Source organism: Paenibacillus sp. sgz302115 (assembly GCF_056120445.1).
In genome coordinates this window covers 1-23,252 of record NZ_JBVYOK010000041.1, presented here as the reverse complement: position 1 = coordinate 23,252, position 23,252 = coordinate 1, and the positions used below count along the sequence as shown (strand labels likewise).

Sequence of the window (23,252 nt, the reverse complement as noted above, 5' to 3'; positions counted from 1 at the left end):
ACGAGCCTTTCCGGAATAATCCTATACCCTAATAGAAAACATGTATTCCAGTTGATATAATTTAGTTGTATAAGCTACAGTTACACCTGTTTCTTTGCAATAAAGGAGCCCGTTATGACACCATTTACAGAAAAAGTTATCGCCGTTATCCGTTCAATTCCTGAAGGCAGCGTCATGACCTATGGAGGCATTGCCCGCGCGGCAGGAAGTCCCCGGGCAGCCAGACAGGTCGTCCGCATTCTCCATTCCATGAGCCGCAAATACAAGCTGCCGTGGCACAGAGTTGTGAATGCTGAGGGGCGAATCGCGCTGACCGATGATGAATCCAGCTCACTGCAGCAGCTATTTTTGCTGGGCGAGGGGATCGTTTTTGATGACAAAGGCGTGATTGACCTTCAGCGCTATCTTCACCACCCCGAGCCAGATGAAGATTATTTTCTTCCGCCTCCGGAATAGGCGCGTCCGCCCCCTTTGCCCAGCACATTCAGCAGGCAGTACATCGTCGCATAAATAGCCAGCAGCACACAGGCAATGAACAGGCTGAAGAAGACAGACTGCCGGTTCAGGCTGTCCATAACGAGCTGGTATAGCTGATGCCGGTCGGTGAGCACATCCCAGCTGTTCAGCCGGTAGACCCGGCCAAGCAATACGCCATAGCCCCCTAGGGCACAGGCAAACAGCACGAAGATCCATGAGAGCAGCAGATTGCTTTTGCGGTAAATGACCGCTTGGAACTGGTAGAGGGAGAAGAAGCCCGTCAGCCAGCCGCTCCAGGTGAACAACAGCAGCATGACCAGATCATACCAGAAGCGGCTCTGAACGGTTCCCCCGGTAAAATACAGATTTTTGCGCATCATCAAATGTACCAGATCAGTCATAATGTAAGGCGCGTTCGGAAAAAACAGCAGCCAGGCTATGCCAAGCGGAAACACCAGCAGTCCGCCGATTTTCCTCTTATCCAGCTCATGGGCCGCCATAGAGAATACAAACGGAAGCCAGGCCAGAAACAGATTCCAGATCAAGAACTTGAAATAGTCATCCGTCCGCTGCGACACTACGCTGTAGACCGCGAGCGTTGCCAGAGTCAGTCCTGCCAAAAGCAGAAATACTCTGGAATAGTTCAATTCCTTCATAAGTGTATAATCTCCTTATCCGTAAGAATTCGGTACAGGCTTCCTGTAATTGTACAAATATTTACGTGCCTTGTACAAATATGACACAATAAAAACCCGGACGACTGAGCGCCCGGGCTTAAGATTGCTGTTCCTATTAAACACTAATGTAAAAAAAATTCGATGGCCGCACAGCTTCCAGTGTCTATACTTCTCCGCTCAGTTTACGGGCTACTGCAGGCGCGCGGCCTTTGAACGTGCTGCGTCCAGCCGCTTCATCCAGTCCGGAGAACGCTGCGCATTCCCTGAAGGCCGCATGCCGGCAGCCCAGACATTTATTGTAGTTGATCAGCTTCAGCGCATCATTGATCGCTTCCCCCGTATGCGCATAGAACTGCGTTGCCCCGATCCGCTCATACAGCCCAGTCTTCTTGAGCAGCTCCAGCGGCTGGGATTGAATGCCGGAAATCATCAATTTCCCGCCATCCTCATGCAGCTCCTTCACCAGTGCCGCCAGATTAGCTTCGCCGGTAGTATCAATGAAGGGCACCTTACCCATGCGCAGCAGAATCACCTTCGGCTGGTCCGGTCCAAGACCCGGCATCGTATCATCGAAACGGTAAGCAGCCCCGAAGAAAAGCGGCCCCTCCACACTATATATACCAATTTGCGGACAATCATGGCTATCCGTGACCATATGCGCCTCCACCTTTACAGAAGAAGGATCAGGCAGCACCTTGGACACCATATGAACCTCGCCCATCCGTTTGACGAACAGCACCACCGCCAGCACAAGGCCAACCTCCACCGCCAGCGTCAAATCGGCAAAAACCGTCAGCAGAAAAGTAATGAACAGCACCAGGGAATCCCCGGTCTTAAGCTTGAGCAGATGCAGAAATTCCTTGCGTTCGCTCATATTCCAGGCAACCACCATCAGAATCGGCGCCATTGCCGCCAGCGGAATACTCGATGCATACGGGGCGAACAACAAAAGAATCAGAAAGACCACAACGCCGTGAATCACGCCCGATAAAGGGGAAACGGCTCCGCTCTTAATGTTGGTAGCGGTTCTGGCAATCGCTCCGGTAGCCGGAATCCCGCCGAACAGCGGCGCGGCAATATTGGCAACCCCCTGCCCGATCAGCTCGCGGTTACTGTCGTGGCGGCTGCCCGACATTCCGTCGGCAACAACAGCAGACAGCAGCGACTCAATCGCGCCCAGCATGGCGATAACAAAGGCTGGACGAATCAGCAGCTGTATCCTCTCCCAGCTAATGACCGGGAAGTGGAAGCTCGGCAGCGTGTTCGGAATGTCTCCGTAGGCGGAACCGATTGTGGTCACCTTACCGCTGAAGAACAGCGCCGCAATAATTGTTGCACAGAGCAGCCCAACCAGTGCTCCCGGTACTCTCGGCGCAAAACGCATCCCAAGCACAAGAACAGCCAGACAAATTACAGCCGTCAGAACACTGTACAAATTAATGGTCGAGATATGCAGGCCGATCTCCTTCATATTATCCACAAAGCTCTCATGCCGCTTGATACCTTTCAGGCCGAGGAAGTTCGCGATTTGCCCGGTGAAAATAATGACGGCTATCCCCGCCGTAAAGCCGATGGTCACAGGCTTGGGGATGAACTTGATTAGCACACCCAGCCGGAGCAGCCCCATAATAACCAGAATGACCCCGGCCATCATTCCGGCGAGCAGCAGGTTCTCATAGCCGTACTGCATGCCAATGGCGAACAAAATAGGAATAAACGCACCCGTAGGTCCGCCAATCTGAAACTTTGAACCGCCGAACAAGGAAATCAGAATCCCTGCGACTATGGTTGTATAAATTCCGTACTCCGGCTTTACACCGGAAGCAATAGCAAATGCCATCCCCAGCGGGATGGCAATAACGCCGACGATTAACCCTGAAATGAGATCCTTGCGCAGCGCAGCAATATTGTAGCCTTTAAAACGGCCCCACCCTATCATCCTTTAACCTTCTTTTCTCTAAATATCTGATTATTTGAATATAAGAGCAACATTACTCCTGCAAACCGCTCTTGTCAACGGGTAATCAGGTAATCTGCCCCGGGAGACCCGGGGTCATTCGCTGCGGATACCTTCCAGAATGGAGATGGCGTTCACCAGGTGGTTGTCGAATATTTGCTTGGCTACCGCCAGCAGGTCTTTGATCAGGGGATCACGCAGCGAGTAGATTACCGTAGTGCCTTCTTTTACACTGGCTACCACATTTTTGGCGCGGAGCACGGCAAGCTGCTGGGAGACGGCAGACCCTTCGGACCCCAGAATGGCCTGCAGCTCGTTCACATTCTTCTCACCTTCGCTCAGCAGCTCCAGAATACGAATCCGCATCGGATGAGCCAGCGCCTTGAAAAATTCCGTCTTGAATTGCTGAATTTCGCTGTTCATTGAACCTCTGCTCCTCATAGCTTACTTCTTGTTTATTGTTTATCTTAGCCTATTTAGTCAAGAGTGGCTATGCCGCCGGGGAATTTATTCGGGCTAGAGCGCCGGATACATGCGGATTTCCTTCGTCCTGATCTCCACAAAACCGCCCAGCGCCATCGGTTCACCGAGGCATTCTAGCATAATCAAATCCTCACCCAGCCGCAGGTAGCCGGTTCCGTCTTCCTCGATGTTCTCCAGCACTCCGGTCAGGATAACATCGTTCTCCTCGGTCCGTATCCCATACTCACCTCCGCTTGCAGGTACAATATCCACCCAGCGCATGAACAATGCGGGAAGCTCGAATTCTGCCGTACACTTGTCGCCCGGCTTCACCGGAGCGCCGCACCAGATTCCTTTGCCTTCGCCAAAGTCTGTCCCAAAGCGCACTTCATCCTTTTTCCGACCTATACCAGTAATCTCAATATTCATCGCTCTGCCCCATCTGCTTAAGTTTACTGCATATTATACACGCTACTAGCCCGGTTACGCGATCAAGTATACTTCCGGGCGGCGGCACAGAGCAAACAGGGGAAGCTTCAAGCGCCCTTCGGCTCTCGAAACTCCCCCTGTGCAATTCAGCGAGAAAATAATAATAATTTATGGCATAAATCCTTTATGGACTTAAGTTCACGCAAACAGCTTCAGACCGGCAATCCGCTTCACCGCTTCCGCCAGCCGTTCTTCGCTGCTCACCAGTCCTACCCGCACATAACCTTCGCCATAGGCTCCAAAGCCAATGCCGGGAGCGACGACCACATGCGCCTCATCCAGCAGCAAATCGGCAAAGCTCTGTGAAGTGTAACCTTCGGGAACCGGCAGCCAGGCGAAAAAAGACCCGCCCGGAGCTTCAACCTTCCAGCCAAGCTCACGCAAACCGCCGATCAGGATATTCCGCCGCGCTTCATAGCGGGCCACATTCTCCTGAACGCAGGTCTGCGGACCAAGCAAAGCCGCCGCGGCCGCTTCCTGGACCGCACCGAACAAGCTGACATACATGTGGTCCTGGAGCAGGTTCAAGCTCTCGATCACACTTGGGTTTCCTACGGCAAAAGCCACACGCCAGCCGGCCATGTTATAGGTTTTGGACAAGGTGTGGATTTCAATCCCCGTGTCCTTCGCTCCCGGTGTCTGAAGATAGCTCAGCGGCCGCTGGCCTTCATAGCCGATTGCGGCATAAGCAAAGTCATGCACCACGCAAATGTTGTGTTTCTCCGCGAACTGCACCGTCTCACGGAAGAACCCTTCCGTTGCCACTGCGCCGGTCGGGTTGTTCGGGTAATTGAGGAACATCAGCTTGGCTGCTGCCGCGGCTTCAGGGCTTATGCTCCCGTAGTCGGGCAGGAAGCCGTTCGCCGCAGTCAGCGGCATCATCTCCATGACCGCCCGGGCCAGCTCGATGCCCGACCAGTAATCGGGATAGCCGGGGTCAGGCACAAGCGCCGTATCTCCGGGGTTCAGGAGGCATTGCACCACTTCTACCAGTCCGGTTTTGCCGCCGAACAGAATGGCAACTTCACGTTCCGGCTCCAGTGCCACGCCATACTCCCGCTCGTAGAACGCGGCTACAGCTTCCTTCAGATAGCTGTGACCGCGAAACGGAGGGTATTTGTGATTCAAAGGGTTCGCCGCTGCCGCTTGCAGAGCCTGGACTATGTGCTCGGGTGTAGGCATATCGGGATTGCCCTGGCCGAGATTGATCACATCATGACCCGCTGCCGAGGCAAGGGCGGCTCTCCCGACAAGCGCGGCAAAAAACTGCTTGGGCAACGCTTGGAGCAATGCGGAAGGCTCGAAAATGTTCACTGGCAGGAGTCACCCTCTCCGGCATAAATTATTTGCTGAGCAGTTCACCGTTGTAGACCTTAACGTCCAGCGGAGCTGTCAGGAATTCTCCCGCTTTCCCCGCAAAGCCGGTAAAATGCGGGCTTGTATTGTGGCTGGATACGGCCTCCATATCGCGCCAGGTTTCTACCATGATATAGGCATTTTCCTGTTCAGCATGCTTGTACAGCTCGTAAGAAAGATTGCCTTCTTCCTTATGGGTAGCGGCGAGCAGCGTCTTGGCTTCGGCCAGAAACTGCTCCTCACGGTCAGGATTGACTTGCATTAAGGCATGAATAATAATCATGGTCGGTTCCTCCTAAAAGTTTTGTTAGCGTTACTTCCTAGAATACACTGCGACAAAACCCGCTTCGGAAGCATACACTTAGGTTTGTTAGCTTATTATAGCTTATTTCCACTGTGCAATGGCATCAATCGGCAGGCGTACGGAAGCATAGCCTTCTTCTGCGGCTTTACCGATGGAGATCAGCATTACCGGGATATAACGGTCCTTGTCCATGCCGAAAACTTCGGCAATCTTGTCTTTCTCAAAGCCGCCGATAGCGTTGGTATCGTAGCCGTGGGCACGGGCGGCCAGCATCAGCTGCATGGAGACAAGACCTCCGTCGATCATAATCGTTTCTCTGTTCACATCAGCAGGCAGAACCGAGAAATGAGCAGTCAGGGCGGCGAGCTGTCTTTCTTTTACCTCTACAGGCATCAGTCCGCGCTTAACAGCCGTACCGTAAATTTCTTCGGCATTGTCGAAGTTGTTCATATCCCCGAACACGGCAATCATCGCTGAGGAGGTTTCTACCTGTTGCTGGTTGAATTTGGCGATAGGCGCCAGCTTGGCTTTGCCTTCTGCACTTTCAATCACCAGGAACCGCCAAGGCTGCATGTTCACCGAGGAAGGAGCCAGCGTGGCTTCAGTAAGAATCTCGGTCATTTCCTCTTTGCTGATTTTGACGGATGTATCATATTTGCGGATGGAACGGCGGCCTGTGATAATACTTGTGAAATCATTGGTTTTGGTAGTGTTCATTGTAAAAATAAGCTCCTTTATAGTTGGATTATAGATTATAGTTTATAGCTACAGCAGATTGATATTGTGCTGCAGGCGGGCAAGCATATCTGCGAGCGTTATGCGCTCATGTTCGTCGAAGCCGCTTAGCAAGCTGCTGATGAAACGGCTCTTCTCTTCCCGGTAAGACCGTATTTTCTCCCGGCCCTGTCCGGTCAGCGAGACAAGAGTAACTCTGTTGTCGGCAGGATTGTTGCGGCGGGAGATCATGCCGGTATCCTCCAGACTCTTGAGGTGGCGGGTGACGGCTGCTGCGTCGATGTCAACCTGCTTTTGCAGCGCAATCTGGCTGATCTCGTCAACCTGAAACAGCTCATGGAGCAGACGTAGACGTGTGGGACTTATGCCGGCACAGCGCTCAAATTTCGGCGTGACCGCTTTGTTCAGCCCCTGCAGCAGTTCAAAGACACGTTCTTCCTCAGGCAGATGTCCAGTCAAAATTAACCCCCTAACGCAAATATATTGTGCAAAACCTTTTTGACATTCATCAGTGTACACCCACATCATTGACCCGTCAACTATTATTTCTGCGTTACCTGTTTTTCTTGCTTGCAGGCCCGCTTCCCCATACAATCAAAGTACAGTTTTCTTCTACGAGGAGGCCTTTCTTCATGAAAATATCCCTGATTCAGCTCGATATAGCATTCGGCAATCCCCAGGCGAATTATGCTTCGGCAGAACGCCAAATTCGGGCGGCAGCGGCTGAAGGTGCGGAGGTTATCATCCTTCCTGAGCTGTGGACAACCGGCTATGACCTAACCCGGCTTACGGAGATTGCCGATCCTGAGGGGAACACTGCGAAGGCTCTGCTGTCCGGCCTGGCCCGCGAGCTAGGCATCCATATTGTGGGCGGCTCCGTCGCAAGCCGGCAAGACAGCGGCATTACCAATAGTATGTATGTCTTCAACCGCAGCGGAGAGCTCGCCGGAGAGTACAGCAAGCTGCATCTGTTCCGGCTGATGGATGAGCATCTGTATCTGCAGCCGGGAGCAGCCAAAGGGCTTTTCTCTCTGGATGGGGCGTCATGCGCCGGATTGATCTGCTACGATATCCGTTTTCCCGAATGGGTCCGCGCCCACACTGCGCTCGGAGCCGAGATTCTGTTCATCAGTGCGGAATGGCCGCTGCCGCGCTTGTCTCACTGGCGGGCGCTGCTGATCAGCCGGGCGATTGAAAATCAATGTTATGTCGTGGCCTGCAACCGTGCGGGCGTTGATCCCGCGAACACCTTCGCCGGACATTCGATGATTATTGATCCTTGGGGCGAGATTGTCTGTGAAGCGTCTGAAGGCGAGGAAATTGTCAGCGGCGATATCCATCTGTCCAAAGTGCGGGAGGTGCGCCAACAGATTCCCATCTTCTCCGACCGGAGGCCGGAGCTGTACCGGTAGCTGTTGAAAAGATGGATGTACTTTCATAGGCCGCGGGGCGAGGGTCAACAACGGCAGGGGGTGCCCAACAACGGCATTTTTGCCGTTGTTTCTGACCAGATCGGCGGGGCGGGCCTCAACAACGGTATTTTTGCCGTTGTTAATGAGCAAACCGGCCAGGGGAGCTCCAACAACGGCATTTTTGCTGTTGTTTCTGACCAGATCGGCTGGGCGCGCTTCTACAACGGTATTTTTGCCGTTGTTTCTGAACAAACCGGCTGGGCGCGCTCCTACAACGGCATTTTTTTGCTGTTGTTTCAGAACAAATCGACCAAGCGCACCTCAACAACGGCATTTCTGCCATTGTTAGTCACAAATTCATCTTTCTATGTTACAACCAAAGCAGCTTATCCCCAACTTTATGCACAACTTATCCACACTAGTACAGACTCAATTCTAAATCTGTGGCTATCAGAAGATGATTCTGTTCGCGGGGCCTGATACGCCTGCAGCGTGATCTCCAAGCCCTAATCTGTTCGGAGGAGTATCGTTTGAACTCCAACACTTAGAGTCTGACGATCTACTAGGCGAGAATTATAACAAGAACAAACCGGCTGCGCCGTCCTTAACTGGACAGTGCAGCCGGTTTAAGTTCGGGAATTGCTGGAGTGCTTGAGCCACCTTGGGCTGTGGGGACAAAACAACGGGGATTAACCCAGGTGGAAAAAGGCAACTTAATTTTGTCCCCCTCGCTTCAAAGCAAACGCTTGTGGGAAAAAGTCAACCTAATCCGGCGGATTCGCAGCATTCCTGTTGAAATCGCCTCAATTAAGTTTACTTATTCCCACTAACACCGCTGCGAAACGATTTTGAGCACATTTAAGTATACTTTTTCCACTAACACCGCTACTGAGCGCTTTTTAGCACATTTAAGCTCACTTTTTCCACTTCACTCCGGGCAACATAACCTCCTCAGTCATTTCCGCAAAGCAGATCAAATTCTCCCAGCGGAAATTGGGGCCACAAGCGGCTTATCCCCAGCTTTATACACATCTTATCCACAAGCGGCGGAAAATCACCAGACAGAAAAAGACACCGCACCTGCTGAAGCCAGCAGAATCGCGGCGCCCTTCGTCTTGCCTGTCTTACTCCGTTTCACCCGGCTTGGACGAACGGGGCCGGTTGCCTGGCGCAACCGCCCCGGGAAGGCTAGCGGGCGTAGCGCTCCCGCAGCACCCGCGCGGCCTCCAGTACGCGAGGATCGCCGTACTGGAGATCATAGCCCGCCGCCTGCCGCAGCAGGGCGGCGGGCTGAAGGCTGACGCCGCGCCGGGTCAGCGCCTGGCGGAATCCTTCGGCGAACATCGCCGCCGAAGCCGGGCCGCCAAGCTCTTCGAGCGCGGCCAGGGTCTCCGGGCTGACGCGCGGATACGTCAGCGAACCATCACCGCCCGCGGCGATCTCGTAGAAGCCGCGGATCAATTCTCCGCGCTCCCGTCCGGAGCCGGAGACGATCACGAACGCGTGCACAAAGTACGCGTTGCTCTGCCGCCGCTGGGCGATGCCGCAGAATTTGCGGCCGCCGATGGCGAGATCGAAGTCGCCGGGGCAATACGAGCCGGCGACTTCTCCCGCTCTGATCCGCGAAGCTGCCTGCGGATGGCTTATCGCAACGGCTTCGGCGATGAGCGAAGCCAGCAGCCGGAAATCATCGTGAAAGTCCAGCTTGCCCGCAGGCTTCGGAAGAATCAGCGACACATTGACGACCCCGGCATCCAGCGGCACCGCAGCGCCGCCGGAATGCCGGACCGCCGTGCGGAAGCCCTGCCGTTCAAGCCTGTCCATCGCCTCACCCGCCCGGGGCAGCTTGCTGTCCCGCAGGCCTAGCGCCACGCCGCCGGGATGGCTCCACAGATGTACAGACGGAGGAACCGCGCCCGCTCCGATATCCCGGCACAGCGTCTCCTCAAAAGCGAACGGAAGCAGCATATCTCCGGCAATTGCCGCATCCTTTACCGCCCCGTCCCCATCTACTGCCGCTGTGTCCCTGGCAGCTCCGGCAGCCTGCAGTTTTTCCGTTTCATTCAAGTGTTCAAAAAGCGCCATAACCGGAGGAAGGCTGCTCCCTCCTGCCTGCTCCCGGCTGTCCGCTGGTCCGCTGCTCATAGATAAAACCTCCAATTTCTCCACTGACTACCGGCTTTCGCGGATACGGGCGAATAAGGTCATATGCTGTCATACCAATTAACGCCCGGGTATCCGTTACCCTGTAATATTCCATTATTCCGGCAATACTCTCATTGTAACCGATCGCTGCCCGGCCGCGAAGCGGCCGCTGAATCAGGCAATTGAAATAGCAGCAGGATACCGTTATTCTTAGGGTATAAGAAGATGATTCATTTCGACAAGCTTTGCGCTGAAGCTCATGCTTACACAACCTACAAGAGTGGAGTGATGCCGCATGACTACCCTACAACTAGCGAAGGAACGGCAAATCAGCAAGACCAGACAATGGGAGCAGGCGCTGAACAGGCTGTACACCGACTATCAGGATTACTGCAAGAAAGTGCTGCGGGATTTTGACAGTGAGGATGTCCATCAGGCCAGGGTGAACAACCGCAAGCTGCTGACGCTGCTGTCCATTCTCGATCCCGGTCACTCCGTCACAGATGAGCTGTACGGCACACTCAAGCAGGCTCAGAAAAGACTCGGCAAGGTCAGAGACGCGGATGTGCTTATAGAAGCCTTCAAGGATAAACGCAAGCAGGCGAAAGAAGCCGGCGCAAATGAAACCGCTGAGCTGCTGAAGGCAGTGATTGAGCAACAAAAGGGTGAGCGGAAGACGTACCGCAGGAAGCTGGCAGACAAGCTGCCCAAGCTTACCGGCAAGAGTCTGAACAGACAATGGGAGGCTTTCTTAAGCGGAGAACTGGAGCAGCTTGCTGCTAAAAGAGATGCGAATGTCGTCATGCGCGAGCTGGAAGTCGCTTTTGAGCAGAAGAAAAAGACCTGCAAGACCCTGTTCAAAGGTCACGAGGCCGAATCCGCCGCTGCCTTCGACGCGCTTCATGAGCTGCGTATCGCCGCCAAGGAGCTCCGCTATACCGCGAGTGCCGCTGCCTTTGCGCTTAACCAGAAGTTCCATGCCGATGAAGAAATCTACAAGGGCATTCAGGAACAGCTAGGCTGCATTAATGATAGACGGATATGGCTGGAAGTGCTCAGCTCCGCTACCCCCGATGAACTGGGTGTTAGCAGAAGGGTGTGGGATGAATTCACAGACAGCCTCAGAGCTGAAGTATTGGAAGCGCTGCACCACAACGAGGTTATTCCCTTCAGCGAGAAAACGAAGCCGCCCCATCACTTATAATATGCCATATTAAAAGGCAGGGGACGCATGTAAATCATGCGCCCTCCTGCCTTTTTCAGTTGCCCGGTACTGCAGCGGCCAGCCTGTTCAGCACACCCTGATAGACCGATTTCGGCCGCAAGCCAACCAGCTTCTCCATCGGCTGGCCTCCGCTGTATACGACCACAGTAGGCATACCCATCACTCCGGCTTCGGCCGCAAGCTCCGGCAGCTCGTCACAATTCACTTTCAGTATAGTAACATCCCTTCCATACTCCTCATCCAGCTCCTCCAGAATAGGCAGCAGCGTTCTGCAAGGCGGACACCACGGTGCTCCATAATCAACCAGCACTGTACCTCCCCCGCGTAACTGCGTACGCAGCGTATCGGCATTCTCCGCATTTATTATCGCCATCACGATTACCTCCTAGTGTATCTGTACACATTATGCTTATTCTGATTCGCTCTGCTCCTGCTGTATAGAAGCAATCCGCTGCTGCAGATTCAGCTTGATCTGGTTCAGCTGTACGAGCTGGCGCTCAATATCCTCCAGCTTGCTGCGGTACAGCGGCATCACCTCCGCACAGAAGGCCTCTTTATTCTTCAGCACACAATTCAAGAATCCGGCAATCTCCTCTGTCGACAAGCCCAGATTCAAATAAAGCTTGATCGTCTCCACCGTCTCCACAGCCAGCGGCGAATACTCGCGGTATCCGTTAGCCTGACGGAGCGGGGCGATCAATCCCTGACGCTCATAATATCGCAAAGAACGGACGCTGACGCCCGTCTTGGCTGCAAGCTCACCTATCTTCATGGCATTCTCCCCGGGGTTCATGAGAAATGGTCTGCCCTTAGTATAAACCCTGACACCAGTGTAAGGGTCAACACTTTTCTGCGGCTGTGCACAGGCTTAGGCCATAAACGGCTTTTCATCAGTCTGTTCCTTAGCGCCGCAATATTTTTTTAACATATTACTGATATAATCATGTTATTTCCCCGTGAAAGGATGTCTCTATGCTTAATATACTTGTTGTGGAAGACGACATTAAGCTCAATCAAATTTTCTGCACCTATCTGTGCAACAACGGCTATGACGCGAAAGGCTGCTTGAACCCGCGCGAGGCCTATGATCTGATGTATAACACGCTGTATGACCTCATCATCTCGGATGTCATGATGCCTGAGATTGACGGCTTTGAATTCGCGGAGACGGTAAGGGCGGTCAACAAGACGATTCCGATTCTGTTCATTACGGCCCGTGACGATATTTCCTCGAAGCAAAAAGGGTTTCGGGCTGGAATTGACGATTACATGGTTAAGCCGGTCAATATGGACGAAATGGTGCTGCGTGTCGGCGCGCTGCTGCGGCGGGCGAATATCGCCCATGAACGGAGGCTGACGGTAGGCGGTCTTGTGATGGACGGAGACGAAATGACCGCAACCTTGAACGGTAATGAAATTCCGGTGACGGTCCGGGAATTCAACATTCTCTACAAAATGCTCTCCTACCCCAAGCATACCTATTCCAGAGCGCAGCTTATGGACGAGTTCTGGGGCATCGACAGCGAGACCAGCCTGCGCGCCGTGGATGTGTATATTGCCAAGCTGCGGGATAAGTTCTCCGCCTGTGAGGATTTCAGGATCGTGACGGTGCATGGGCTTGGCTACAAGGCAGTGCTGAAATGAGCAAACCGGAACGAAAAAAAATCCAAATGAGATCGAAGCGCTTCTCCTGGAAAGAATTTATGTGGATCTATATTGTCCTGTCCGTGCTGACCGCAGGGCAAGCGATGATCTACGAAGCCTATGTTCCGGCCAGAAGCGTCCCGACTCCGTATATCTTTGGCATGCTGGGGTACTGGACGATTGTGACCGCGATCTTCTGTCTCATTACCGCGCGGCAAAAGTACAAAACCTTCGATAAGCCGATGCAAAAGCTCAGCGAGGCGGCGAAGCAGGTGGCGGAAGGCGATTTCTCCGTCTATCTGGAACCGATGCACAGAGCTGACAAGCGGGACTATGTAGACGTGATGTTCGACGATTTCAACAAGATGGTAGAGGAACTGGGGAGCATCGAGACGCTGAAGAATGATTTTATCTCCAATGTGTCGCACGAGATCAAGACGCCCCTGTCCGTCATCCAGAGCTACGCGGTAGCGCTGCAAAAGGATGATTTGCCGCCGAAGCTCCGCAAGGATTATACGGACACCATCATCTCGGCCTCGCAAAAATTGACGACCCTGGTGAGCAACATTCTGAAGCTAAACAAGCTGGAGAATCAGGAGATTCACCGCGCCTTCGAGCCTTACGATGTATGCAGGCAGTTGTGCGACTGCGCGCTTTCTTTCGAGAATTTATGGGAGGAAAAAAACATCGAATTTGTGGCCGATCTGGAGGACCGCGCCATTATCTATGCCGAGGAGAGCATGCTGGAGATCATCTGGCATAACCTCTTTTCCAATGCGCTGAAATTCACCCCTCCCGGCGGAAAAATCACGTTAACGCAGACTTCGGATGAAGACTCGATTACGGTAATGGTATCGGACACCGGCTGCGGCATGGACGAGGAGACACTGAAGCATATATTCGATAAGTTCTATCAGGGCGATACCTCCCATTCCGGAGAGGGCAACGGCCTGGGGCTTGCGCTTTGCCTGCGGGTCATTGAGCTGGTGGACGGAGCCATTTCTGTGAAAAGCGAACCGGACAAGGGTACGACATTTACCGTCAAACTGAAAACCGGAATTTAAGATAGAGCAGTCTGAATGCGGCACAGCCGGAATCGGACTGCTTTTTCTTTTACGGCAGCATACTTCGATTAACATTTTTCTAACATTTTACAAGCAATTCATAAATATCATCAGGGTACTATGATTGACGTCAATGATTCCCGCATACGGTTCATTTGATAAATATCAACCTGAAGGAGATAAGGCCATTATGGGTGAGATTACGAAGAACGAAGCAAATTTTAAAGGCTACGAGTACAAGGACGTTACGGTAAAACGCACTATGGAGGCGGTGTACGCTGACGGCTATAGCAATTTTGGCTGGTCGCTAGAGGGAACCTCAACCCCTATTCAGAGCGTTGGCTCTATCACTATGAAATTCAAACGCGACCGTAAAATCCGCAATAAAACCGAACTGACCCGCCTGCAGCGCCAATTCGACGCCTGTGTGTCGGAAATTGATATGCTGGAACGCTCCAAGGGCCTACTCTCCTCTGCTGTTGCCTACATTATCGGTGTTGCCGGAACGGCGTTTATGGCCGGCTCTGTGTTTGCTTATCTGGATGACATGCTTGCGCTGTCCATCATTCTCGCTATCCCCGGCTTCGCCGGCTGGGTCCTCCCTTACTTCACCTACTGCAGCATCCGCAGGAAAAAGACCGCCAAGGTGTCGCCTCTGATTGATCAGAAATATGACGAAATCTACGAGGTGTGTGAGAAGGCCAACGGCCTGCTGACCCGTTAACTTGCCCGCAGCAAGACAGCACATGTGAGAAAGGAGAGCTATCTATCAAAGATTTACTTGGCCGATACCTGGCAGACTATCAAGACCGGGCAGCAATAACAAACACAGCTTCACTTGCAATCAATGCCCTGATCGGCGTCGGCAAGCTGATCCTCGGGATGTATCTCCTTTCCGGCTGGCTCATGACCAATGCGGCGTATTACCTGATTCTCTGCGCCGCAAGAGGGCACGCGCTTTATAAATATACCAGAGCCAAAAACCTACAAGATCCCAGGCTGAGATATACGCTGGAATTTGCCGTCTATCAGCGAAGCGGCATCTTCCTTTGTCTTCTGGGAATCTCTTATTTGCTGGTCTGCCTGAGAATGTATTTTTACGGAGACGCTATCGTTTTCCAAGGAAATATCGTTTATCTGGTAGCAACCGTCGCTTTCACCAAGCTTAGTACTGCCATTTATGGAACCCTGACCAACCGGCATCTCAAAGGCCCGATTGTTTCAACCCTCAAAATGATCAGCTTTACAGACGCGATGGTTTCCATTGTGGTGACCCAATATACCTTGCTTATGCTGGAAGACGATTCCAGCCATGCCATAAGTTCGAGCGCCTTGCTGGGAATGGGCTGCAGCGTTGTATTTATCCTCATGGGGATTTACATGCTGCTCAAAAAGAAGAATCCACCGCCGGAGAAATTCTCAGAGAATACCGGCGATGGACTGCAATCATTTCATGAGGCCTAGCCTCGGATAAGGAGTGAGAAAAGCATGCTCAGCCAGCTTATTATCCTGTTTCTTGGCTATCTCATCTTCAAAGAATACTTCAAGCATGGCTAGCCTGGCTTAAGCTTGTCCCGGCTTCGTCTCAATCAACTCCTGCAGGCTGATACTAGAGTTGTTAATGCTGCCGATAGATTTATAGATGATATCAATATTATTTTCCTGCTCGTGGGTCGTTGCCAGCATCTCTTCCGTTGCCGCCGCGTGCTTCTGGGAAATACCCGTGATAAGCTCCACCTGGTCACGCACTTGCGTAAAGATCAGACTGATATGGTCCGTCATATCCAATTTGCTGGCAATATACCGGTCGACACGCTGGAAGATCGTGCTGATGTCGCCGAAGCTCTCAAGCACCTGTCTGGTGATTGCTTCCCCTTCTTTTACCGCCTCGCTGCCGTTATTTGATGTTTCAACCACAAGCCGCGTTTTTGTCTTGATATTATGAATGATCTCGTCGATTTGTTTGACGGTGTTCAAGCATTGCCGGGCCAGCTTCTGAATCTCGTTCGCTACCACCGCAAACCCCGCTCCGGCTTCTCCTGCCCTTGCGGCTTCTATGCTGGCATTCAGGGCGAGCAGATTGGTCTGGTCGGAAATCTGGTTGATCGCCGCCAGGAAGTTATTGACATCATCCATGCTATGGTTGAGCTCTTCGACAGTGGTCATGGAATCCGTTACCGCCGAGTTGATAATATCCATTTGTTTGCCCATTTGCTGGATTCTCTCCGAGCTTTGGCGGACAATTTGACCGGTCTTTTCCGAGGTTTCGGCCAGGCTGTGGGACAGCTCATTGATTTGAGCCATCTTCCCGTCGGTCTCATTCATCTTGTCGTTGATTTCGGCAATGCTCTCCGACTGATCCACAATCCCTGACGCCACTTCCTGGATATTCGCCGTTATGGCATCGCTGATATTTTTGAGCACCCCGATGTCATTATTGCAATTGGCGATATCGGCATTCAGCGCGGACGTATTGTCGTGAATGACACTGACCATTTTATCCATCGCCCCGAGCAGTTCCTTGGCCTCTGCTTCTTTGCGGACGGATAATTCGATCAAATCCGCGCTTCGTTTACATACGAAATATAAGGCCACGATCGTCAGCTCAATGAACCCTATAGTCGAGTAAAAGTTCGTATCAAATTGCTTATGGTTAGAGTAGTAGATCACAATATAGGCAACGTTGTACATTGCGCCAAAACCGTAGAGCAGGCCTTTGTTCAGGTACAGGGAAACGATACAGAGCACAGTAATGATCAACATCCCGGCGATAGGCAATTCTATGTACGGCACGGTACAGGTCAAGGTGGCGAGCACGATAAAGACCATACCCCGAATCTGAAATTTCTTCACATAAATGAACCAGGTGGCCAACAGCAGCTCCAGCAACAGGGAAAAAACCACCTCGGCCCTAACCTCCCCTTGGATAAAAGCGTAGCCAAATCCGATAAATGTGAGCCAGAGAATTGTTGTGACAATCTTGTTGACCTTTTCTGCATTTGTCTTCATAAAGCTTTCATTCATTACACATTCCCCCCAGCGGCCTGTTAGTTTCCTCTTCCAATCTGCACATCTCATTGCTGCTCTATTATCTTTTACAGTTGTTTAAGAATTGTTAAAGCCCCCAGACAACGGGAAGTCTCCTCTTACAATTAACATTTCGTTAACAAGAGAAACATAAGTCAGCAACATTTCTAAGGCAAATTGTATCCAGCAGCTAATAGACCAGAACAATTGAAAGGATGGAGTGCAGTGAGTAAAACAACAGCAGTAAACCTCAGTTCCATAAGAAAAGGACCTATCGTATTCATCATGATACTGGGCGCTTTTCTTGCGACGCTGAACCAGACGGTAATGAGTGTTGCGTTGCCGGAGTTAATGGGGGATTTCAATATTTCGGCATCGACTGCCCAGTGGCTTACAACAGGCTATATGCTTATCAACGGTGTGTTGATTCCGATAACAGCTTATCTGATGAACCGGTTCAGCACACGGCAGCTATTTCAGACTTCGATGATCATTTTCCTGATCGGTACCATTCTCTCCGCTGTGGCGGGCAACTTCCACGTTCTGCTGAGCGGACGCTTGATTCAGGCAGTCGGAGCAGGGATTATTATGCCGCTGCTGACCAATGTGATCTTAACCCTTTTCCCTCCCGAAAAAAGAGGAGCCGCTATGGGTACGGTTGGATTGGCCGTCATATTCGCCCCTGCGGTGGGGCCGACACTCGCCGGATACGTCCTGGAGCACTACAGTTGGCAGGCGATGTTCTATGGCATGCTTCCGATCACAGTCCTTGTAATCATCAGCGGATTCATCTTCCTGAAGAATGTAACCGAACGCTCCCGGCCCAAAATTGATGTAATCAGCGTAATCCTGTCTACCATCGGCTTCGGCGCTTTGCTGTATGGCTTCAGCCGGGCTGGTGTGGACGGATGGTCCAGCGCGGAAGTGCTCTGGCCGCTTGGCGCAGGCGTTGTTATGCTGGCCTTGTTTACCTGGAAACAATTGGTTTCACAAAATCCGCTCCTCGACCTGCGGGCCTTCAAGTACAACATGTTCTCCTTGACGACTGTCATCAATGTCGCCGTTACGATTGTTATGTACGCGGATATGATCCTGCTTCCCCTGTACCTGCAGAACGCCCGCGGCTATTCGGCGATGGAATCCGGCTTGCTGCTGCTGCCCGGCTCATTCGTTATGGGCTTTCTGATGCCGATTACCGGCAAGCTGTTCGACAAGTTCGGAGCCAAATGGCTGTCCATCCTTGGTCTGCTGATTATGATCGCAACAACCTTCAGCTTCACCAACCTGACGGATTCAACCGGTTATCTCTATCTCGTTCTTATGTCCACCGGCCGCCGGATCGGGATGGCTATGATCCTCATGCCGGTACAGACCGCAGGCCTGAACCAGTTGCCGGCCAAGCTGAACGCCCACGGCACAGCCATCTCCAATACCGTTAAGCAAGTGGCCGGCGCGGTAGGCACCTCACTGCTGGTAACCGTTATGACGAACCGTACCACCGCCCATATGACGAGCCTTGCAGCCGCCAATACTGCGGGCAGCGCAACGAAGGAGCATCTGATCATGGAGGCTTCCATCCAGGGTATCAATGATGCCTATCTCGTCATCATCGGCATCAGCATTGCCGGACTGCTGCTCTCCCTGTTCATCCAAAACACCCGGCAGGATAACAGCGGGAAGCAGCCCGAAACGCAGACCGCAGCAAAGGTAAGAAAGATCAAGGCCAAAGAAGCCTAAAAAAATTCAAAACACCCGGATAGCAGCTACAGTTCCCATAGCTTGCGTGCCTTCACCGCCGGGTTATCGCCATGCCGGGCGCACCACAAAAAACTCCAACCGCAGCCTTGGGCTATGGTTGGAGTTTTAGGTCTTTTCGAAAAAACTATACTACCAGGGCCAGGGATTTCCGTCAAGATCGAGATAAGCCGGCTCCTCGCCTATGTATTTCTTGTGCTCCTGCACAATATTCATAATTTTGCGGGCGGACTCTTCCGGAGGTATCGGGGCTCCCTCATCCTTCTCGCCGCTCATATAGGACTGCAGCCAGCCGGGATGAAAGACCATGACTTGGCCGCCCATCACCCGCAGATGGTTGTGCATGAGGGAGGATTGCATATTAAGCGCTGCTTTGGACATGCAATATCCGTACATATTAATCCGCCGATTACGGCTGATGCTGCCGGCTTCGGAGGATATATTCACAATTAGTTTTTGCTTGCCCTGCAGCAGCAGGCCCATTAAGGCGTTGCTGACCCGTAAAGCGCCGAGCGTATTTACATTATATAAATGGGCCATTGAGGCGTCATCCATATCAACGAGTATCGTGGCATCATCCGCGCTTTGAATAATACCGGCATTGTTGATAATCAGATCCACATGCCCGGTGCTGCCGGCAATGCTGCGTGCCGCGCTTTTCACACTTTCGCTGCTGCCGATATCAAGCGGGATCAGCTTCAGGCGCTCCGGGTATTGTTCTTTCAGCGCTGCAAGCTCTCCGGGCTCCGCCATATATTTACCGGCAAAAACCGTATATTTATTCTCAAGGAGCCAGCGTACAAGGAAGAATCCGAGTCCACGGTCAGCACCGGTAACACATGCAATTCTTATCATGAAATGGACACTCCCTCTCCTGAGGTATAAGTAACAAGCACTGCCCGCATTCCCTTCACCTTAGCATGGCGCCTATATTTTTACAATGTCCTGTACAGGACTGTATTTTCCCGGACAAGACTGCTTAAGCTCCCTTTTGATTTAATTTTGAACTATGTTACAATCAGGGATATCATACTCAGGAAGGTGATCCCGATGTCCATTCAACAAATCCATACCCTGGATGAACTGCATCAATACGTGGAACAGCCCGGCAAGAAGCTGCTCTTCAAACATAGCACTACCTGCCCGATCAGCGCCAAAGCAAATGAGGAATTTCAAGCCTACGTCCAGGACTCTGGCACTCCGGCAGCCGTGGTTCATGTGATTGAGGACCGTCCGGTCTCGAACCAGATTGCTGAGGATTTTGGCATCAAGCATGAATCTCCGCAAATTTTCCTGCTGGAAGACAGCGAAGTCCGCTGGAATACCTCCCACTGGAAAATCACCCAGGGCGCCATCAAGGAAGCTGTGAACCAATGAGCGAATCCGTTATCGTTTACTCCACTGCGAACTGCAGTGATTGCAACCAGGTGAAGCAACTGCTGACGGAACAGGGCGTTCCTTTTGAGGTTAGAGATGTTATGACGAGTACAGCCTATCAGGAGGAAGTAGAGCAGCTTGGTTTCATGGGCGTTCCTGTTACTGTATCGGGAGAACATGCCGTCAAAGGCTTCAACCTCCCAAAGCTTAAAGTGCTGATCGAAGCAGCCGCGAAATAAGGCGATAGAGCCCACCCTGGGCCAGCAGTGCCGGCAGAATTTTATACAAATTTTAGAAAAAGGTATCCAGGAACAGCTATCTGTGCCTGAATACCTTTTTTTAGGCTCTAACTGTACTTGGTACAACTAAAACTTCATTTTTTTGCGTTTCAACCGCTGTAATTGCAGTCTGTACACTTAAATCGGCACCAATTCTGTAAATGAAGAGTTTCCCCTATTTTTAACTGCACAGAATACATTTATCTTCTAAAACACGGATTTGAGCACCGCTTTAACTGCAGCAAGTACACTTATCTATTCCACGGTCACATATCCTTATCACGTTCAATCACTATAGCGCTGATTTTTCTCGTCTAAGAACCCATATGCAAGTACCCGGCAAACTTTGTCGATCCATTTTTACACAAAGAATCAATGATTTCTAACCCCCCTTTCCCCTAAAAATGAAAAACAGCGTGCGAGCGAGATAACGGGCCGATAAACGTCAACATATATGCTTTTAGCCAATTAATTTCACCCAATCCCCGCAATTCAATGAAAGCTTGCCGCTGCCCTCCCTTTTCCTTTTTTACAAAGACCTGCCCGAAGTAGTATGATTCGTTTTGAAAGTAATTCATGAAAAGTTACATAAACGCTGAATTCCTGCCAAGCAGGAAACGGGGGAACCACCAGGCGAAAAGCCTACTTGGGGTGAATCCTAAGGAGACTGCACAAATGCGGTCTCACAGGGTAGGGCGACTCTCACCGTCCGAATCCGACAGCTAACCTCGTAAGCGTAAAGAGAGAGATCCTGATCCGCCACGCTTTTGCGCCAGGCTTATTTAAGCCTGTACCGGAGCCGCAGCAGAGGTCCTCCTCTGCTGCGGTTTTTTGTTGTACCCGCATAAGCTGATTTGGAGGATACAATGGTTTGAGACTTAAGGAATTTCGAGGAGGAAAGCTGAAATGGAGCAGCGCAGGCTGTCACGTATTGAGGTGTTTGTATTCAATGCTCCTTGGCCTGCCTTTTGCGGCCCGGAATCGTCCGGGAACTCCCGCTTCGGCATTCTGAGGCTTACCTGCAAGGCAGGCTGCAGCCTGGCCCAAGGCATATTATGCGCAGATGATACGGAATTTGACTTGATGAAATGGAGCAGCTACCTGCGCACCATCCGGCATTGCCGGCTTGATGAAGCCATCGAGATCGTCCGCCGCCTGAGCCCGGAATGGGAACAGACACAGCGGGAGATGGTACAGACAGCCCTGCTCGATTTAAAAGCAAAGCTGCAGGGAAAAGTGCTGTCTGCCCATATCCAGACAGACTCGCGGCTTCATACAGCTGCCGCAGGCAACGGCTCAAGTGCGGGGCGGATATATTATAAGCCTTCGGGAAGCCTGCTGTACCAGCGAAGCTGGCCAGAGCTGGACACGGCGGAGCTTATTGACAAATCCATCGCTTATTACTCGATATTATAGATTTTATATTCAGAGAGGACCGTGAGATTATGCCTGACCCCTTATCGCATCAGCCGGCTGCCGTAGCCGGATACACGAAGTATGTTCAGAAATACAACAGGAGTGTCTATGCACTCAGCAGCCTGCTGCTCGGGCAAGGACCCGAGGCGGAGGAGGCTGTAGTGAAGACCTTCGCGGCGCTCTATGAGTCTTACCTGCAAAAGCGTTTAGACCCGCTTGCCTTCTCCCATGACGCTTTCCGTGAATGCATTCAGCAATGCTCCCGGCTTGCACAAGCCCACAAGCCCTGCTATGCAAATGTGTTGTCCTGGGAAAACCGGCTTGTTCAAGCGCTACGCTACGGCCTTAAGCTCACCCTGCCCGAAATCAGCGCCATTCTCCAGCGGAGTGTGCCTGCCCTTAAGGCACAGCTCAGACAGGTGCGCGAGCAAATGGCAGCACAGGAGGGCTTGCTGCCGAAATCCAGCTTAACCGCCGGGTGAGGAGCGTAAGCATATGAACTAATTAGCCACCTGTGCCTTAACAACGGTATTTCTGCCGTTGTTTCTGAACAAGTCGGCCATCTGCGTCTTAACAACGGTATTTCCTGCCGTTGTTCCTGAACAAACCAGCCATCTGCACTTCAACAGCAGCATTTCTGCCGTTGTTAAGGCACACATTCATCTTTTCAAGGTTACATCAACAGACGAAAATCATAGTTTCCTTAACAGCAGGCAAAGAGCTGCGGCAGAATGCCGCAGCTCTCTCTATTTCGTCTCAGCGCTTGCCCTTACCGCCCTTAGTAAATCTCAGGAAGGCCATGCAGCAGCCCAATAATCCGACACCCAGCAGTAACGTCTGCAGCGCACCAAGCCAGGTTGAGCCTTCCGGCCGGATCAGGCTGCTGATAATAATCAGCAGGATCGAAGCCGCTACGAGCAGAGGCGTTTGTCTTTTTTTCATGTACTGCACCACTCCTTACCTATAAGGTACACCATAAAAGAATATTTCACCAGACGAGCCGCAGAGGTAGAATTAATCCATAACCGGGACCACTCAGTCCCAATAGTTAAATATAGCTTCACCGATTGTTTTTAGATTCCAGTATTTAATCATTTTTTGTTCGGATGTTCTTAAGGATAAATAGTATATAAAAGTCCATTTCTCTTGTTCTTATTTGATAGGTGTAGAACGTTTTATAGTTTATTGGCGGCTCCTTATAAACTATCTTTCCGTTTTCATTCCTAATTGCATGGAATAGATAAGCTTCAAACGTTTTGATTTCTTGTTGACTCAATTCTTCTTCTGAAAAGCCGGTTACGCCCGACTTCATTACAGTATATAGCCGAGAAAGCCCAACGTCTTCAGGCATGGGATGAATCGGCTTAGGACAAGGGCTGTCTTTGGACAGCTTAATTGTCCTACATGGTTTGATCTGATATAATCAAAACAGGTGTTCGCTCTTTTGAAAAC

Annotated in this window: 27 protein-coding genes and 1 riboswitch; of the genes, 13 read left to right on the top strand and 14 right to left on the bottom strand. The window is 51.6% G+C overall.

Features of this window, described 5'->3' with window-relative positions:
* Positions 1-114: 114 nt before the first annotated feature.
* Positions 115-456 (top strand): MGMT family protein, encoded by a 342-nt coding sequence (locus AC0LWN_RS32180; protein WP_474672616.1) that lies wholly within the window; start codon positions 115-117, stop codon positions 454-456.
* Here the strand turns inward: AC0LWN_RS32180 and AC0LWN_RS32175 are convergent.
* The 8 genes from AC0LWN_RS32175 to AC0LWN_RS32140 all read right to left on the bottom strand — a co-directional run bounded on the left by AC0LWN_RS32175 (position 432) and on the right by AC0LWN_RS32140 (position 6,916).
* Complete coding sequence (locus AC0LWN_RS32175) at positions 432-1,133, bottom strand: DUF1361 domain-containing protein (protein WP_474672614.1); 702 nt, start codon at positions 1,131-1,133, stop codon at positions 432-434. The two genes, AC0LWN_RS32180 and AC0LWN_RS32175, sit on opposite strands and share 25 nt — an antisense overlap.
* Positions 1,134-1,317: 184 nt before the next feature.
* Positions 1,318-3,093, bottom strand: a complete 1,776-nt coding sequence (locus AC0LWN_RS32170; RefSeq protein WP_474672612.1) for a SulP family inorganic anion transporter — start codon at positions 3,091-3,093, stop codon at positions 1,318-1,320.
* Between the two features lie 114 nt (positions 3,094-3,207).
* Positions 3,208-3,534 carry an ArsR/SmtB family transcription factor gene (locus AC0LWN_RS32165; RefSeq protein WP_458967721.1) on the bottom strand — a complete coding sequence of 109 codons (327 nt, stop codon included), beginning with the start codon at positions 3,532-3,534 and terminating at the stop codon, positions 3,208-3,210.
* A 93-nt stretch (positions 3,535-3,627) separates the two neighbouring features.
* Positions 3,628-4,002: a hypothetical protein gene (locus AC0LWN_RS32160; protein ID WP_474672610.1), complete on the bottom strand. Its 375-nt coding sequence runs from the start codon at positions 4,000-4,002 to the stop codon at positions 3,628-3,630.
* Positions 4,003-4,200: 198 nt separating this feature from the next.
* On the bottom strand, positions 4,201-5,376 hold the full coding sequence (locus AC0LWN_RS32155; protein ID WP_474672608.1) for a pyridoxal phosphate-dependent aminotransferase: 1,176 nt from the start codon (positions 5,374-5,376) through the stop codon (positions 4,201-4,203).
* A gap of 28 nt (positions 5,377-5,404) precedes the next feature.
* A complete protein-coding gene (locus AC0LWN_RS32150) occupies positions 5,405-5,701 on the bottom strand; it encodes a putative quinol monooxygenase (protein ID WP_474672606.1) in 297 nt (98 codons plus the stop codon).
* 102 nt (positions 5,702-5,803) lie between these two features.
* A complete protein-coding gene (locus AC0LWN_RS32145; protein WP_474672604.1) occupies positions 5,804-6,439 on the bottom strand; it encodes a nitroreductase family protein in 636 nt (211 codons plus the stop codon).
* Positions 6,440-6,487: 48 nt separating this feature from the next.
* On the bottom strand, positions 6,488-6,916 hold the full coding sequence (locus tag AC0LWN_RS32140; RefSeq protein WP_458967716.1) for a MarR family winged helix-turn-helix transcriptional regulator: 429 nt from the start codon (positions 6,914-6,916) through the stop codon (positions 6,488-6,490).
* A gap of 173 nt (positions 6,917-7,089) precedes the next feature.
* On the opposite strand from AC0LWN_RS32140, the gene AC0LWN_RS32135 reads away from it, so the two are divergent.
* A complete protein-coding gene (locus AC0LWN_RS32135; protein WP_474672602.1) occupies positions 7,090-7,869 on the top strand; it encodes a carbon-nitrogen family hydrolase in 780 nt (259 codons plus the stop codon).
* A gap of 60 nt (positions 7,870-7,929) precedes the next feature.
* Positions 7,930-8,349 (top strand): hypothetical protein, encoded by a 420-nt coding sequence (locus AC0LWN_RS32130; RefSeq protein ID WP_474672600.1) that lies wholly within the window; start codon positions 7,930-7,932, stop codon positions 8,347-8,349.
* A 708-nt stretch (positions 8,350-9,057) separates the two neighbouring features.
* Here the strand turns inward: AC0LWN_RS32130 and AC0LWN_RS32125 are convergent.
* Positions 9,058-10,014 (bottom strand): lipoate--protein ligase family protein, encoded by a 957-nt coding sequence (locus AC0LWN_RS32125; protein WP_474672598.1) that lies wholly within the window; start codon positions 10,012-10,014, stop codon positions 9,058-9,060.
* A 295-nt stretch (positions 10,015-10,309) separates the two neighbouring features.
* On the opposite strand from AC0LWN_RS32125, the gene AC0LWN_RS32120 reads away from it, so the two are divergent.
* Complete coding sequence (locus AC0LWN_RS32120) at positions 10,310-11,218, top strand: CHAD domain-containing protein (RefSeq protein WP_474672596.1); 909 nt, start codon at positions 10,310-10,312, stop codon at positions 11,216-11,218.
* A gap of 55 nt (positions 11,219-11,273) precedes the next feature.
* On the opposite strand, the gene AC0LWN_RS32115 is transcribed toward AC0LWN_RS32120, so the two are convergent.
* Together AC0LWN_RS32115 and AC0LWN_RS32110 are read right to left on the bottom strand one after the other, a co-directional pair.
* Positions 11,274-11,612: a thioredoxin family protein gene (locus tag AC0LWN_RS32115; RefSeq protein WP_474672594.1), complete on the bottom strand. Its 339-nt coding sequence runs from the start codon at positions 11,610-11,612 to the stop codon at positions 11,274-11,276.
* Positions 11,613-11,648: 36 nt separating this feature from the next.
* Positions 11,649-12,011 (bottom strand): MerR family transcriptional regulator, encoded by a 363-nt coding sequence (locus AC0LWN_RS32110; protein WP_458967711.1) that lies wholly within the window; start codon positions 12,009-12,011, stop codon positions 11,649-11,651.
* A gap of 200 nt (positions 12,012-12,211) precedes the next feature.
* On the opposite strand from AC0LWN_RS32110, the gene AC0LWN_RS32105 reads away from it, so the two are divergent.
* From AC0LWN_RS32105 to AC0LWN_RS32090, 4 genes are all read left to right on the top strand, one after another.
* Positions 12,212-12,883 carry a response regulator transcription factor gene (locus tag AC0LWN_RS32105; protein ID WP_474672592.1) on the top strand — a complete coding sequence of 224 codons (672 nt, stop codon included), beginning with the start codon at positions 12,212-12,214 and terminating at the stop codon, positions 12,881-12,883.
* Positions 12,880-13,947, top strand: a complete 1,068-nt coding sequence (locus tag AC0LWN_RS32100) for a HAMP domain-containing sensor histidine kinase (protein WP_474672590.1) — start codon at positions 12,880-12,882, stop codon at positions 13,945-13,947. The genes AC0LWN_RS32105 and AC0LWN_RS32100 overlap by 4 nt, the downstream gene beginning before the upstream one ends.
* 190 nt (positions 13,948-14,137) lie before the next feature.
* On the top strand, positions 14,138-14,671 hold the full coding sequence (locus AC0LWN_RS32095; RefSeq protein ID WP_474672588.1) for a hypothetical protein: 534 nt from the start codon (positions 14,138-14,140) through the stop codon (positions 14,669-14,671).
* 158 nt (positions 14,672-14,829) lie between these two features.
* Positions 14,830-15,411: a hypothetical protein gene (locus tag AC0LWN_RS32090; RefSeq protein ID WP_474672586.1), complete on the top strand. Its 582-nt coding sequence runs from the start codon at positions 14,830-14,832 to the stop codon at positions 15,409-15,411.
* 99 nt (positions 15,412-15,510) lie between these two features.
* Here the strand turns inward: AC0LWN_RS32090 and AC0LWN_RS32085 are convergent, their stop codons facing one another.
* A complete protein-coding gene (locus AC0LWN_RS32085) occupies positions 15,511-16,971 on the bottom strand; it encodes a methyl-accepting chemotaxis protein (protein WP_474672585.1) in 1,461 nt (486 codons plus the stop codon).
* A 288-nt stretch (positions 16,972-17,259) separates the two neighbouring features.
* Between AC0LWN_RS32085 and AC0LWN_RS32080 the strand changes: the two genes are divergently transcribed.
* Positions 17,260-18,711 (top strand): DHA2 family efflux MFS transporter permease subunit, encoded by a 1,452-nt coding sequence (locus AC0LWN_RS32080; RefSeq protein ID WP_474672632.1) that lies wholly within the window; start codon positions 17,260-17,262, stop codon positions 18,709-18,711.
* A gap of 150 nt (positions 18,712-18,861) precedes the next feature.
* Here AC0LWN_RS32080 and AC0LWN_RS32075 read toward each other — a convergent pair whose 3' ends face one another.
* Positions 18,862-19,584 (bottom strand): SDR family NAD(P)-dependent oxidoreductase, encoded by a 723-nt coding sequence (locus AC0LWN_RS32075; protein WP_474672583.1) that lies wholly within the window; start codon positions 19,582-19,584, stop codon positions 18,862-18,864.
* 195 nt (positions 19,585-19,779) lie between these two features.
* On the opposite strand from AC0LWN_RS32075, the gene ytxJ reads away from it, so the two are divergent.
* From ytxJ to AC0LWN_RS32055, 4 genes are all read left to right on the top strand, one after another.
* The gene (gene ytxJ / locus AC0LWN_RS32070; protein ID WP_474672581.1) at positions 19,780-20,106 is read left to right on the top strand and encodes a bacillithiol system redox-active protein YtxJ; all 327 of its coding nucleotides are present in this window, start codon (positions 19,780-19,782) and stop codon (positions 20,104-20,106) included.
* Positions 20,103-20,345 carry a glutaredoxin family protein gene (locus tag AC0LWN_RS32065; protein WP_474672579.1) on the top strand — a complete coding sequence of 81 codons (243 nt, stop codon included), beginning with the start codon at positions 20,103-20,105 and terminating at the stop codon, positions 20,343-20,345. The genes ytxJ and AC0LWN_RS32065 overlap by 4 nt, the downstream gene beginning before the upstream one ends.
* A gap of 622 nt (positions 20,346-20,967) precedes the next feature.
* Positions 20,968-21,135, top strand: a riboswitch (cyclic di-AMP (ydaO/yuaA leader).
* Positions 21,136-21,290: 155 nt separating this feature from the next.
* Positions 21,291-21,800 (top strand): hypothetical protein, encoded by a 510-nt coding sequence (locus tag AC0LWN_RS32060; RefSeq protein ID WP_474672577.1) that lies wholly within the window; start codon positions 21,291-21,293, stop codon positions 21,798-21,800.
* Between the two features lie 29 nt (positions 21,801-21,829).
* Entirely contained in the window at positions 21,830-22,282 is a 453-nt protein-coding gene (locus tag AC0LWN_RS32055) for a hypothetical protein (RefSeq protein WP_474672575.1), read from the top strand.
* A 274-nt stretch (positions 22,283-22,556) separates the two neighbouring features.
* Here AC0LWN_RS32055 and AC0LWN_RS32050 read toward each other — a convergent pair whose 3' ends face one another.
* Positions 22,557-22,742: a hypothetical protein gene (locus AC0LWN_RS32050; protein WP_474672573.1), complete on the bottom strand. Its 186-nt coding sequence runs from the start codon at positions 22,740-22,742 to the stop codon at positions 22,557-22,559.
* Positions 22,743-23,252 lie beyond the last annotated feature (510 nt).